A 13204-nucleotide genomic window follows, 5' to 3' on the forward strand; every position below is an offset into this window, starting at 1 on the left:
ATCTTTCAGCATCAACAGTAAGGAGGGAATACAACATGCCAAAACAATGTGTAATCACTGGACGTAAAGCTCGTACTGGTAACAACCGTTCCCACGCTATGAACGCTAACAAACGTACTTGGGGTGCTAACCTTCAAAAAGTTCGTATCTTAGTTGACGGTAAACCAAAACGTGTATGGGTTTCTGCTCGTGCATTAAAATCAGGTAAAATCGAGCGCGTTTAATCGACGCTTCTAAAAAATCGATTTCGCTTTGAGCGTAAATCGATTTTTTTCTTTGGTTATAGAATGATTACTGCAGTAAAAATCTACATATAGCAAAGAATGAAAAAATCCGACTACTATTAGTCGGATTTTTTTACTTTCTTATCTTTTTTAAATAGGTTAATACACGTGCGCGTAATACTACTAACGAATTTCGGCAATTGGAACGTATATACTTTCAGGACTCTCTCCCCCTTACGCTAATCTATGCTTCTTATCATTAAACATATGCCTCTTGAGAAAGATATAGACCCTGAAGTTCCTATTATTTCATTACTTGTAAATCGGGATGTTCCTAAAGAAATTTCTTCTTTCGTCGTTTCATATTTCACTTGCCTTAATGTCACATCTTTTATCGGCTCTTCATGAGCAAAGAAGGATAAGTACCGATATCGGTTATCTGCATAAATAGGATGTGTACCCGGCAATAAAAATTGTAACATATTTGTATGATTAATAATCTTCAATACAATGTGTGGATGCTCTTTTTGTAAACGATATATAGAACGAACAGCTGCCTCATAATGATCTAGACGCCCTCCCGTAACACCTGTCAAAATAATTTCTTCTGGTGCATACGTAAATGCTTTAAGCAAGGCCAAATCCGTATCTGTTTCATTTTTCTCTTCTTGAAAACGTTGTTGATCATTTGTCCGCGCCATCACCCGCTGATATTCTTCTTCTGATAAAGAATCAAAATCTCCAACAATTGCATGTGGCGTAATCCCCTGCTCTATTAAATATAAAGCACCACGATCTGCGCCAATAAACACTACATCCTGTTGTAATTGAAACGATGTGAATGAACACAGCTCTTGTTTTGGACCACCTGCACAAACAACGACTGTCGTCATCCGTTAATCGCTGCCTCACCAGCCGCTAAAATTTCTTGAAGCGCAGCTGTTCGATCCTCTTTACTATAGATGGCTGATCCTGCCACAAAAATCGTCGCTCCTGCCTGTGCACATGGAACAATCGTTTCGGCTGTAATGCCACCGTCAATTTCAATGGCGATGTCCAATCCACGCTCTTTAATCAGTGAAGATAAAGCCTCGATTTTAGGCACAACCGAATGAATGAATTTTTGTCCGCCGAACCCTGGATTGACAGTCATTAATAAAACCATATCGATATCTTCAAGAACATGCTGGATAGATTCTATCGGTGTATGTGGATTTAAAACGACACCCGCCTTTATACCATACGAACGGATTAATTGAATTGTACGATGTAGGTGACGACAAGCTTCAACATGTACGGTAATATAGTCTGCTCCAGCTTGAGCAAACTGTTCAATATACTGATCTGGGTTTTCAATCATTAAATGTACATCTAATGGTAAATCTGTTAATGGACGGATAGCATCCAATACGATTGAGCCAAATGAAATATTCGGCACAAAATGACCATCCATCACATCTATATGAATTAGTTTTGCACCCGCTTGCTCTACTTCTTTTACTTCTTCTCCTAATTTTGCAAAATTCGCTGCTAAAATTGATGGTGCTATTTGTATCATCATTAATACCTCGGCTTTCGATCCATAATTTCTTGCATAAATTGTTCATAATGCTTGTAGCGGTAGTCACGAATTTCCCCTGTCTCTACGGACGCCTTGACTGCACATTTGGGCTCTTTCATATGTAAACAGCCTCTGAATTTACAATGATCCGCTACTCTAATCATTTCTGGAAAACATGCGCCTAATTCTTCTTTCTCAATTTCATCAAAATCAAACGAACTGAAACCAGGCGTATCTGCCAATAAACCATCACAGACCTCAATTAGCTCAACGTGACGCGTCGTATGTTTTCCACGTCCTAGGCTCTGTGAGATAATTCCTGTTTTTAAATTCAATTCAGGAATTAATGTATTTAGTAATGTTGATTTTCCAACACCAGATTGGCCTGCTAGCACAGTTGTTTTTCCCTTTAATATAGGCTGTAATCTTTCCACTAATTCTTCTTCATCTTTATAAGTTTGAAGAACGGTATAGCCCATATTTTCGTAATCAGCGATATAACGCTGTAATTCCTCATGTTCGTTATTTTCTAGTAAATCCATTTTTGTTAGACAAATAATAGGGTGTACATGGAATGATTCTAAAACAACTAAAAAGCGATCGAGTAATATCGTATTGAAATTAGGCTCTTTTACAGAAAAAACCAAGATACCCTGATCAATATTGGCAATTGGCGGCCTAACTAATTCATTTTGACGTTCTAAAATCTTTTGAATAGTGCCATCCGATCCTTCTGTTTCCAATGAATATTCTACAATATCACCGACAAGCGGGGATTCTCCACGATTGCGAAAGACCCCACGTCCTCGGCATTGAATAAGCTGATGACCATCATAAACATAATAATAACCGCTTAACGCTTTTCTTATTTGGCCTTGCGCCATCCAATTCCTCCTTAATTGACATCGTTATAATTAACTTTTTCTTCTAAGATGATTTCTGAGTCACGGATAATTCTATAACTCGCATCTTTGCCTTCTTCAATAACAAGCTGTATATTGTAAGGCGTATCATTTAAAATTTCCAGCTCCGTAACTGGTTCAGAAAATGTATGATTTTTATCTTGAATTTCAATTCGAACTTTTTGAGGTACACCCTCTTCTTTAGGTTTATACTCAATGACTACGGGCTTAAGCAGAAGTTTCTCAGGCTTTTTAGCTGGTCCCTTACTAATTATAACCGAAATAGCAGAACCTTCCTCCACCATAGTACCTGCTTTTGTCAATTGCGAAATTACACTACCAGCAGGGATCGATTCATGATAGTCTTCACGAGATACTCGCCAGCTGAGACCTACTCTATTCACATAGTTATCCATATCCGCTTTCGAATAATTCACAACATTTTCTACTCTGACCATACGAACACCTTGACTTACTTTAAAGGTAATCGTTTCCTCTTTCGCTACCACTTCCGTATCTGCCGCAATACTTTGCTCAATAATTCTACCTTCAGGTTCACGAGAAGGAACTTCCTCTTTCCTTACTTCTTTATACTTTCCTTTTATTAAAGCCTCTACTTGACTATAATTTTGTCCGACATAATTATCAACGGTCGTCGTCTCCACACCTAAACTAACAATTAGGTCAATCTCTGAGCCTTTTGCGCGCATCGAGTTTTTCTCTGGATCGGTTTCTATAACATGACCCTTTTCAATGTCCTCATGATTTCGTTCCTGATGCTCCTCACCAACAACAAATCCCTCGGCTTCTAATTTTTTTGTAGCTTCCTCTACAGTCAAATTTATTACATCTGGGACTGCCACTTTTTTCGGGCTAAATAAATCTGCTGCAAATATGAAGAATAAGAAGATGATAATTACCGCTATTAATAATCCCGCCACAATCTTAGGCCATTTTTTCTTCTTTGCTTTAACAGGAGTAGGTTTTTCTACAGGTTTTTTAGGTGGTGCCTGAGCTGGAGATTTATATTCCACAATGGGTTCAATAACCCTTGTTTTAGTTAAATCTTCATCTTTCTTTAGAGCTTCCTCTTTAATAATTGGAATGGCCTTTGTCGCATCATTATCCACTGGAATAACAAACTTTGGTTCATTTATTCGGGAAGATGATAAGACGGTTTCCAAATCATCATACATTTCTTCCACTGTATTATAGCGATGAGATGCATCTTTTGCTGTAGCCTTGAGCACCACATTTTCCAAGCTTTGCGGAATAGTTCCATCAAAAGCGCGAACTGAAGGTGTTTCCGCTTGTAAATGCTTAAGGGCAATAGAAACAGCTGACTCCCCTGAAAAAGGTAATTCACCTGTTAATAATTCATACAATACAATACCCAATGCATAGATGTCCGATTGACTTGTAGCCGTCCCACCCCGAGCCTGCTCTGGTGATAAGTAATGCACTGTCCCTAGCACAGAATTCGTTTGAGTAAAGGATGTAGCGCTTAACGTCATGGCAATGCCAAAATCAGTTACTTTGACATTTCCCTCTGCATCCATCAAAATATTTTGTGGTTTAATATCACGGTGAATAATATGATTTTCATGGGCATTAGCAATAGCAGACGTTAATTGCTTCATAATATGCACACTTCTAGACGGAGAAATTGGTGCAAATTCTTGTATGTACTGCTTTAACGTTTTTCCTTGAACAAATTCCATTACAATATAGTGTAGATCCCCATCGTCACCTACATCATAAACACTAACAATATTAGGATGTGTAAGACTTGTGGCAGACAGTGCCTCACGTTGAAAACGTCGATGTAACTCATCCTCATTGGAAAAATCATAGCGTAATATTTTTATGGCTACATCACGATTTAATATCATATCATGAGCTAAATAAACATTGGACATACCTCCGCCACCAATGAGGTCTAATATCTTATAACGGTCACTAATTCTTTTACCTACCAGCATTCTTACACCTCCTCATCCTTTTTAGTTAGTAGCACGAGGGAGATATTATCTTCTCCCCCGCTAGCATTTGCTAATTCTACAAGTTTACGTCCTTTTTCCAATATAGGATCGGGATACGTAATGATCGAAGCCATTTCATAGACAGTTAGTTTATTGCTTAATCCATCTGAACAAATGAGTAAATACGATTTTGGTGCCAACTCTACTTCATAAAAATCTGGTTCTATTGCTTCCTCTGTACCTACAGCTTTTAAGATGAAATTTTTCTTTGGATGCGTCAATGCTTCCTCTTCACTAATTTCTCCATTTTCAACCAGTACATTCACATAAGAATGATCTTTTGTGATTTGTTGTGCACCATCTTCAAAGAAATAATACACACGACTATCTCCAACATGTGCAATGAAACAATGATGTCCTTCTATTAACACTGCAATAAACGTCGTGCCCATTCCTTTACAGTCTTCGTGTGATAAAGAATAGTCATAAATATTTTTATTCAATTGCTTTACTGTTTGTAATAACCATTCTTTCTTTGATGTTGTTGATACAAAATGATGTGCGTCTGCCTGTAAAAAAAAGGTCTCCATCTGTTTTATTGCCATATCACTTGCCACATCTCCAGCATTATGACCACCCATGCCGTCCGCCACAAGTGCTAGCGCAAGCCCGTCAGGACGTTTAAATAATGCAGCACGGTCTTCATTAATTGATCGTTTTAAACCAATATCACTTTCGACTGTGTATTCCAACACTGGTCACCTCGTTTCTTCAGATCTCTCTTGCGCACGTAATTGACCACACGCAGCCGCAATATCAGAACCCTGCTCTCGGCGGATCGTTACGTTTATCCCATTTTTCTTTAATGTTTTTTCAAACGCAAAAATTTGGCTACGAGACGTACGAACATAATCACGTTCTGGTACGTAGTTAACAGGAATTAAGTTAACGTGACATTTAATTCCTTTAATTAAAGCAGAAAGCTCTTCTGCAATTTCTACTGAATCATTTTCACCAGACATTAATCCATATTCAAAACTTACACGTCTGCCAGTCTTTTTAGTATAGTAACGAACGGCTTCCATTAACTCTTCTAATTTATAGGCACGCGCAATTGGCATAAGCTTTTGACGAGCCTCTTGATTTGGTGCATGTAAAGATACAGCAAAGTTAATTTGTAGTTGTTCATCAGCGAATTGATAAATTTTTGGAACGATACCTGATGTGGATACAGTAATGTGACGCGCTCCAATGTTTAATCCCTTTTCATGATTAATCACTTTTAAGAAGTTCATCATTGCATCATAATTATCGAAAGGTTCTCCAATACCCATAATAACAATATGTGATACTCGCTCACTTACTTCATCTAAAGTTTGCTGCACTTTTACAACTTGTTCTACAATTTCCCCAGCCAATAAATGTCGTTTCAAGCCACCTAAGGTTGAGGCACAAAATGTACATCCAATGCGGCAGCCCACCTGTGTTGTCACACAGACAGAGTTTCCATATTCATGGCGCATTAATACCGTTTCTATAGAGTAACCATCTTGCAATTGGAATAAAAACTTAATGGTACCGTCTTTAGACTCTTGCTTGATAATTGTTGACAAGGTAGATAAGGCAAAATTTGCAGCTAGCTTGTCCCGTAATCCCTTTGAAAGGTTTGACATTTCTTCAAACGTCTTAACACGTTTATTATATAACCAATCAAAAATCTGTGCTGCACGGAAAGGCTTTTCTCCGTTTTCCTTTAACCATTCTTCTAATTGATGTGGCTGGAATGAATAAATCGATTCCTTTAAATTTGGTTTTTCCTTTTTCACACGTCGAACTGGCTTTTCTTCTGCCTCTTCAACTAAATCGTTGATACGTTCATTAAATTCCTTTTGATCCAGCATTAGTTGGATTCTCCTTTTTTACGAAAGGCGGCAACGAAGAAACCGTCACTGCCAAAGTCTTGTGGAAAGACTTGAAGCATGCCATTAGCTTGCTTTTCCGCTAATTTTGTTGGTAAAGATTCTAGTTGTATCGCTTCCATTTCTGGATGCGTTGCTAAAAAGGCTTTTACTGTGCCTTCATTTTCTTGTTTATCGACGGTACAAGTACTATACACAAGCTTACCCTCTATCTTCAATACTTTTGTCGCTGCATCTAATAATGCTAGTTGGATTGTTTGAAGATTTTCTAAATCTTCTTCTCGCTTCGTATATTTAATATCTGGCTTACGTCGCATAACTCCTAGTCCACTACATGGTGCATCCACTAAAACGGCATCATAAGACTCTGCTTGTAAAAATTCAGGTGCTTTGCGACCGTCAATTGGGGCTGTTTCAATAATATCTAGCCCTAGACGTTCTGTATTATGGTCGATTAAATCTAATTTATGTGGATGAAGATCTGTTGCTAAAATAGAACCTTCATTTTTCATGATTTCAGCTAAATGCGTTGTTTTACCACCTGGTGCTGCACACATATCCAAGACACGCATACCAGGAGATGGGTTTAGAACATTGGCTGGTATCATTGAACTCTCGTCTTGAATAGTAATATGCCCCTCTTTAAATGCATGAGTACGAGCGGGTTGACCATTTGTTAAGTGTAGACATTCTGGGATGACCTCACTTTGCTTCGCTGTTAAACCTTCCGCTTCGAGTTCCGCTATCGCTTGCTCAACAGTTACCTTCGTTGTGTTGACACGAACAGTTTGCATAGGTGGTACATTATTTTCATGTAACATTCCTGTAGCTACTTCTAGACCGTAATTATCAACAAAACGTTGTACTAGCCAAATCGGATGACTTGTTTCAATAGCAAGACGCTCTATTGGATTTTCAATATCAGTTATAGCAGGTACACCTTGACGCAAGACAGATCTTAAAATACCATTGACCGTCGAAGCAATACCACGATGCCCTCGGCGCTTCGCAATTTCTACTGCCTCATTAACGGCTGCATGCGCTGGGATACGCGTTAAATACTGCATTTGATACAAAGATATACGCAATAACCAACGAACCCAATGATCTATAGAGCCACGGATAAAAGGCTCTAAATAATAATCAAGGGTCATTTTATGTTGCAATGTGCCATAGGTTAATTCTGTTAATAAAGCACGGTCCTTCGCCTCTATTTTATGTCGTTTAATGGTTTCATTGAGAAGTAAATTGCTATAGGCTTGATTTTTATCAACTGCTAACAGAATAGACAATGCGGCGTCTCGCACATTTCCATCCCAAATTACTACACTTTTTTTACTCATTTAAATTGGTCCCCAATCTGTAATTTAGAACCTGTACCACGTAAATATTCCTCAGCTGTCATGCGCTTTTTACCTGCAGGTTGTACATCAAATAATGCTAAGGTTGTCCCATTGCCTGCCGCTACTTCAAAATGATCTTTTGCAATCGCTACTACAGTACCAGGAATCGTATCATGCTTGCTATTGCCAATAATTGCCCACCATACTTTAAAATTCCCATCCTCAAAAGTTGTATATGCTACAGGCCACGGATGAAGTCCGCGTACTTGATTGTAAAGAGTTGTGGCATCCTTTGTCCAATCAATACGTTCCTGTTCTCTCGAAATATTGCTCGCAAAAGTAACTTGCGTTTCATCTTGAACTGTACGGCTATTTGTTCCATTAATAATAGATGGAAGTGTGTCCTTTAATAAATCACGACCAACTATACTTAGCTTATCAAAAAATCCACCTGTATGATCATCTTGTTCAATTGGAATAGCTCTTTGAGAAATAATATCACCTGCATCAAGTTTTTCTGCCATATACATAATTGTGACGCCAGTTTCCTTTTCACCATCCATAATAGCTTGGTGAATAGGGGCGCCTCCACGATATTTTGGTAATAACGAGGCATGGACATTAATACAGCCGAGTGCAGGAGCATCCAATAGTTCTTTCGGTAATATTTGTCCAAATGCAGCGGTAATGACTATATCTGGTTGTAACGCAAGAATCTGTTGTAGCTCATTTGATCCACGTAGCTTTTCTGGTTGGATAATAGGTAATCCTAGCTCTAATGCTGCTGCCTTGACAGGTGGTGGTGTCAATACACGTTTACGGCCTACTGGTCGATCAGGTTGCGTCACTACTGCTTTAATATCGTACCCTTCTTCATGTAGCATACGCAAAATGGGTGCAGAGAAGTCAGGTGTCCCCATAAAAATAATCGAAGTCATTTTATTCCTCCTCGTTTGCATACATTTCTTCAAGTTCTTCTGCAGTTATAACACGTTTAATTTTTGAATCAAATAGCACGCCATCTAAATGATCAATTTCATGTAAAATTGCTCTAGCATCAAAGCCCCCTGCTTCTAATTCATAAACACGTCCTTCACGGTCACATGCTTCAATTTTTACATAGCTAGGGCGTTCTACCTCACCATATAATCCTGGGAAACTCAAACAACCTTCAATATCTATTTCCGCCCCATCCGTTTCAATAACAGTTGGATTAACCATTTCTAAAATATCGCGTTCTTCACCTAGTTCTACAATCGCTACTCGTAACCCTATATCAATTTGTGGGGCTGCAATGCCAACACCATCATATTCCACCATTGTGTCATATAAATCATCCAGTAATGTAATGAGTTCATCGTTAATTTCTGTTACTTCAGCACATGGTGTTGAAAGTACTTGTGCTGGGTGTTCGATTACTTTTTTTATTGCCATTTTTATTTCCTCATTTCCGCTTTTAGCTTGAGCCATACCACTTTATTTATTTTTATGGTCTTATGCTCGTAAAACTGTGTTTATACTCTCTTATATAGTAGACGGATCTAAATCTACCGTCATTAATATTCCTTGTTTGATCCAATCTGCTCGATACATAGCGAGCAGACGCTGTAATACTGGAATAAGATTTGGTTCAATTTTATATTTTATCAAACATTGATAACGATATCTATTTTGGAGTCGAGCAATACTTGCCGTCGTTGGGCCAATAATAGCTACTTGATTCGATAAATTTCCACGGAGCCAATCTGCCATACGTCCTGCATATTCAGCAGCCATCATAACATCCTCATGAGAAATCTGAACAAGCGCCACATAGTAATATGGAGGGTAACTGGAACGACGGCGTAAAAACATCTCTCGCTCATAAAATGGCTCATAATCCTGCGTTTTAGCTAATTCAATAGCATAATGCTCAGGTGTATAGGTCTGAATAATTACCTCTCCGGGTTTATCATGTCTTCCTGCCCTCCCACTTACCTGTGTTAAAAGCTGAAATGTACGTTCTGCTGCACGATAATCTGGTAAATGTAAGGAGGTGTCGGCGCTCAGTACACCTACAAGTGTAATATTTGGAAAGTCAAGCCCTTTTGCAATCATCTGCGTGCCCAATAAAATATCTGCTTGCCCTTCACCAAAAGCAGCTAATATTTCTTCATGTGCACCTTTATGCTTTGTCGTATCTACATCCATACGTAATACCCTTGCTTCTGGGAACAGCTTATATATTTCTTCCTCCACCTTTTGTGTACCAGTACCAAAATAACGAATATGATCACTTTGACATTGTGGACATATTTGAGGAACATGTTCCTCATAACCACAGTAATGACATTTCAATTTTTCAGTTGTACGATGATAGGTTAATGAAATATCACAGTTGGGACATTGTACAACGGTCCCACAATCCCGACAGAGCACAAAAGACGAGTAGCCACGTCGATTTAAAAACAACACCATTTGCTCTTTTTTCTCTAATCTAACACGGATTGCTTCTATAAGGGATTGCGAAAACATGGATCGATTTCCTTGTCGAAGCTCCTCACGCATATCTGAAATAAAAACGGTTGGTAATGACTGATGTAAGGCTCTCAGCTTTAATGAAAGTAAGGTATAAACACCCTTTTTGGCTCTTGCAAAAGATTCTAACCCTGGTGTAGCACTACCCAAAATAACAGGGCAATTATAATATTCACTACGCCAGATAGCTACATCTCTTGCATGGTAACGTGGTGAATCTTCTTGCTTATATGTTGACTCATGCTCTTCATCCAAAATAATAAGACCTATATTTGTAAAGGGGGCAAATATTGCTGAACGAGCACCAACAACTACTCTTACTTTCCCTTGCTGGATTTTACGCCATTCATCATACTTCTCGCCCACAGACAATCCGCTATGCATAACTGCAACCATCTCTCCAAAACGACTACGAAATCGCTCCGTCATTTGAGGTGTTAAAGAGATTTCAGGTACAAGCATAATAGCTTCTTTGCCTTCGTTCAACACTTTTTGTATCGCCTGCAAATAGACCTCTGTCTTACCACTCCCTGTTACACCATGCAATAAAAATGTTTGCGCTTGTTGCTTCTCCATAGCCACGGTAATGGCTTGTAAAGCAATTTGCTGCTCATCTGTTAATTGTAAGGCTTGCGTACGTGAAACTTCTTTCGTAAACGGGTCTCGGTATACTTCTTCTTGAATAAATTGCGCCGCACCTTTGTCAATAACGCTCTCTAAAACTGAAGAAGAGACTCCTGCTTCCTCACAAATTTGCTGAGGTGACAAAACTTCTCCTAAATGCTGCCTCATCCATTCTAGTAATAGACGTTGCTTCACAGCTCTAGCTGATTGCTCAATCGCTTTTTCAATAATGCTTGGCTTTTCTATAATTTTCACCATTCGTATTTCTTTTACATGACCCTGTTGTTTCACAACATGATCAATAGTCACCATATTTTGGGCAACTAATTGCTTTAATAAAGGCAGTAAACCTGCACGTTCAAATTCTTTAAAATTAGCCTTTTGTCGTTTACCAAAAATCACTTGTACTTCACTCGGGATATTTGGATCTTCATGTAGCTTTACAATTTTTTCATATTTTGCACGTAATGCTGAAGGTAACATTACTTGTAAAGCATCTATTTCATAGCAAATCGTTTGATTCTTCAACCACTTTGCCATTTGTAGCATTTCATCAGTTAGTACCGGCTCCATATCTAAAATTTGAGCAATTGATTTTAATTTATTGAGGGGCACGTCTGTTTCAGTTTTTATGCCCACGACAAAGCCTAAAACATTTCTAGGACCAAATGGCACTTTTACACGACAGCCCATTTCTATTACATTTACCCATTCAGGTGGTACTTGATAATCGAAGGGACGATCCACATGGTAGGTCGAGACATCTACAATGACTTCCGCTATTAAAAAGCTCATTGCTCCTCACCCTTTAGTATTTGAGCCCATAACGTTCGGGCAAAGTGCTGTGGATTAGTTGTAGCAATAATCTGCCCATTTATTTGAGCTTCCTCACTGAAGTCAATCCAACGCTCCGATTGAATGCTTAGCAGAGGTTCGCCAAGCACTTCTTGTCCAAATGTGACAGCCTTGATACCCTCTACTGAAATAAGTGGTGTTTTCTCTATTGTCGGTACATTAGCTGCATGTATGAAGAGAACCTCTGGGTCCTGATTTTTATAGTTTTCCAGCTGTTGCATCAAATCATTCAAACTACTATCTTCTATTTGAATCACATGTGCTCCTAAGGTCCTGGCTTCATTAGCCAAAGCCTGTCCAATGACACCATTCGCTGGTGGTTTAATCATATGCTTTTCATCGAACGGTACATACAAAGCACCAGCTGTCACTACTACCGTTTTATTAGTAAGTGGTTTTGGTGTAGCCGTCGCTGAAAAAAAATCCTGTACAATAGTTGTTATTTTTTCAGGTTCCTCTAAGCGCCCCTTCCCAACATAGCCACATGCTAAAAATCCTTCTGAAGGCTCGATAAATTGGTAGCCATCTGCTGCTAACCTATCTAAGTTACGCTTTACTGCTGGATGGTCATACATATGTACATTCATAGCTGGAGCTATCCACACAGGCGCAGTAGTAGCAAGTAAGGTTGTTGATACCATATCATCTGCAATTCCATTGGCCAATTTCCCAATTATATTGGCAGTTGCCGGCGCAACTAAAATCAAATCAGCCCAATCCGCTAAATCAATATGGGCAATCACATTTGAATCTTTTTCATCAAATGTGTCAAAATAAACATCATTTTTGGACATCACTTGAAAGCTTAATGGATTCACAAACTGTCTAGCTGAGGCAGTCATTATCACTTTTACGTTCGCCCCTGCTTGTGATAGCTTGCTAACTAGGGCAACAGCTTTATATACGGCAATCCCGCCTGAAACACAAAGTAAAATATTTTTATTCATGCTAGGTGTCTTCCCTTCAAATGATAAGCTCCCAAAGGAGGATTCCCTGGGAGCTCTCGGCATTCTGTATAATCAAATCAACTGCTGACTAACTTGAAGTTAAATTTCGTCTTCGTACACAGTTGACTCATCCTGTGATACTTTCGTAAGTACACCTGCCGCTACTTCTTCAAGTGCTTTTCCTACGTATTTATGAGATACGTACTTGTGTAAACGTTCTGTATTTTGCTCTTCCTGCATTTGACGAGCACGTTTTGAAGCAAGGCTCACTAGTGAATATTTTGAATCGATTTCTTTTTTTAAAGCATCTACTGATGGGTATAACATTGT

At 38.8% G+C, this 13204-nt stretch carries 14 protein-coding genes; 1 reads left to right on the top strand and 13 read right to left on the bottom strand.

Annotated elements, in window-relative coordinates; genetic code table 11:
- Positions 1 to 35 precede the first annotated feature (35 nt).
- Positions 36 to 224 carry a 50S ribosomal protein L28 gene (rpmB, locus tag C9J29_RS01495; RefSeq protein ID WP_004227417.1) on the top strand — a complete coding sequence of 63 codons (189 nt, stop codon included), beginning with the start codon at positions 36 to 38 and terminating at the stop codon, positions 222 to 224.
- Positions 225 to 343: 119 nt separating this feature from the next.
- Here rpmB and spoVM read toward each other — a convergent pair whose 3' ends face one another.
- The 13 genes from spoVM to rpoZ form a co-directional block, all read right to left on the bottom strand.
- Positions 344 to 445 (bottom strand): stage V sporulation protein SpoVM, encoded by a 102-nt coding sequence (gene spoVM / locus C9J29_RS25105; protein WP_099805045.1) that lies wholly within the window; start codon positions 443 to 445, stop codon positions 344 to 346.
- Positions 446 to 463: 18 nt separating this feature from the next.
- Positions 464 to 1117, bottom strand: coding sequence for a thiamine diphosphokinase (locus tag C9J29_RS01505; protein WP_008173760.1), 654 nt, complete (start codon positions 1115 to 1117; stop codon positions 464 to 466).
- The gene (rpe, locus tag C9J29_RS01510) at positions 1114 to 1782 is read right to left on the bottom strand and encodes a ribulose-phosphate 3-epimerase (RefSeq protein ID WP_043989656.1); all 669 of its coding nucleotides are present in this window, start codon (positions 1780 to 1782) and stop codon (positions 1114 to 1116) included. The genes C9J29_RS01505 and rpe overlap by 4 nt, the downstream gene beginning before the upstream one ends.
- A 2-nt stretch (positions 1783 to 1784) precedes the next feature.
- Positions 1785 to 2669 (bottom strand): ribosome small subunit-dependent GTPase A, encoded by an 885-nt coding sequence (gene rsgA, locus C9J29_RS01515; RefSeq protein ID WP_008173764.1) that lies wholly within the window; start codon positions 2667 to 2669, stop codon positions 1785 to 1787.
- Positions 2670 to 2680: 11 nt separating this feature from the next.
- Positions 2681 to 4669 carry a Stk1 family PASTA domain-containing Ser/Thr kinase gene (gene pknB, locus C9J29_RS01520; protein ID WP_008173766.1) on the bottom strand — a complete coding sequence of 663 codons (1989 nt, stop codon included), beginning with the start codon at positions 4667 to 4669 and terminating at the stop codon, positions 2681 to 2683.
- Between the two features lie 2 nt (positions 4670 to 4671).
- Entirely contained in the window at positions 4672 to 5421 is a 750-nt protein-coding gene (locus tag C9J29_RS01525; RefSeq protein ID WP_008173768.1) for a Stp1/IreP family PP2C-type Ser/Thr phosphatase, read from the bottom strand.
- A gap of 6 nt (positions 5422 to 5427) precedes the next feature.
- The gene (gene rlmN, locus C9J29_RS01530; RefSeq protein WP_008173770.1) at positions 5428 to 6570 is read right to left on the bottom strand and encodes a dual-specificity RNA methyltransferase RlmN; all 1143 of its coding nucleotides are present in this window, start codon (positions 6568 to 6570) and stop codon (positions 5428 to 5430) included.
- Positions 6570 to 7931, bottom strand: a complete 1362-nt coding sequence (rsmB, locus tag C9J29_RS01535; protein ID WP_008173773.1) for a 16S rRNA (cytosine(967)-C(5))-methyltransferase RsmB — start codon at positions 7929 to 7931, stop codon at positions 6570 to 6572. The genes rlmN and rsmB overlap by 1 nt, the downstream gene beginning before the upstream one ends.
- On the bottom strand, positions 7928 to 8869 hold the full coding sequence (gene fmt, locus C9J29_RS01540; protein WP_089985301.1) for a methionyl-tRNA formyltransferase: 942 nt from the start codon (positions 8867 to 8869) through the stop codon (positions 7928 to 7930). Before fmt ends, rsmB begins: the two co-directional genes overlap by 4 nt.
- 1 nt (position 8870) lies before the next feature.
- Entirely contained in the window at positions 8871 to 9365 is a 495-nt protein-coding gene (gene def / locus C9J29_RS01545) for a peptide deformylase (RefSeq protein WP_043989715.1), read from the bottom strand.
- A gap of 90 nt (positions 9366 to 9455) precedes the next feature.
- The gene (gene priA / locus C9J29_RS01550; RefSeq protein WP_089985300.1) at positions 9456 to 11867 is read right to left on the bottom strand and encodes a primosomal protein N'; all 2412 of its coding nucleotides are present in this window, start codon (positions 11865 to 11867) and stop codon (positions 9456 to 9458) included.
- On the bottom strand, positions 11864 to 12874 hold the full coding sequence (coaBC, locus tag C9J29_RS01555; protein ID WP_043989657.1) for a bifunctional phosphopantothenoylcysteine decarboxylase/phosphopantothenate--cysteine ligase CoaBC: 1011 nt from the start codon (positions 12872 to 12874) through the stop codon (positions 11864 to 11866). Before coaBC ends, priA begins: the two co-directional genes overlap by 4 nt.
- A gap of 99 nt (positions 12875 to 12973) precedes the next feature.
- Entirely contained in the window at positions 12974 to 13201 is a 228-nt protein-coding gene (rpoZ, locus tag C9J29_RS01560; RefSeq protein WP_008173785.1) for a DNA-directed RNA polymerase subunit omega, read from the bottom strand.
- Between the last annotated feature and the right edge of the window lie 3 nt (positions 13202 to 13204).

The organism is Lysinibacillus fusiformis (assembly GCF_003049525.1).
In the GTDB taxonomy this organism is placed as follows: domain Bacteria; phylum Bacillota; class Bacilli; order Bacillales_A; family Planococcaceae; genus Lysinibacillus; species Lysinibacillus fusiformis.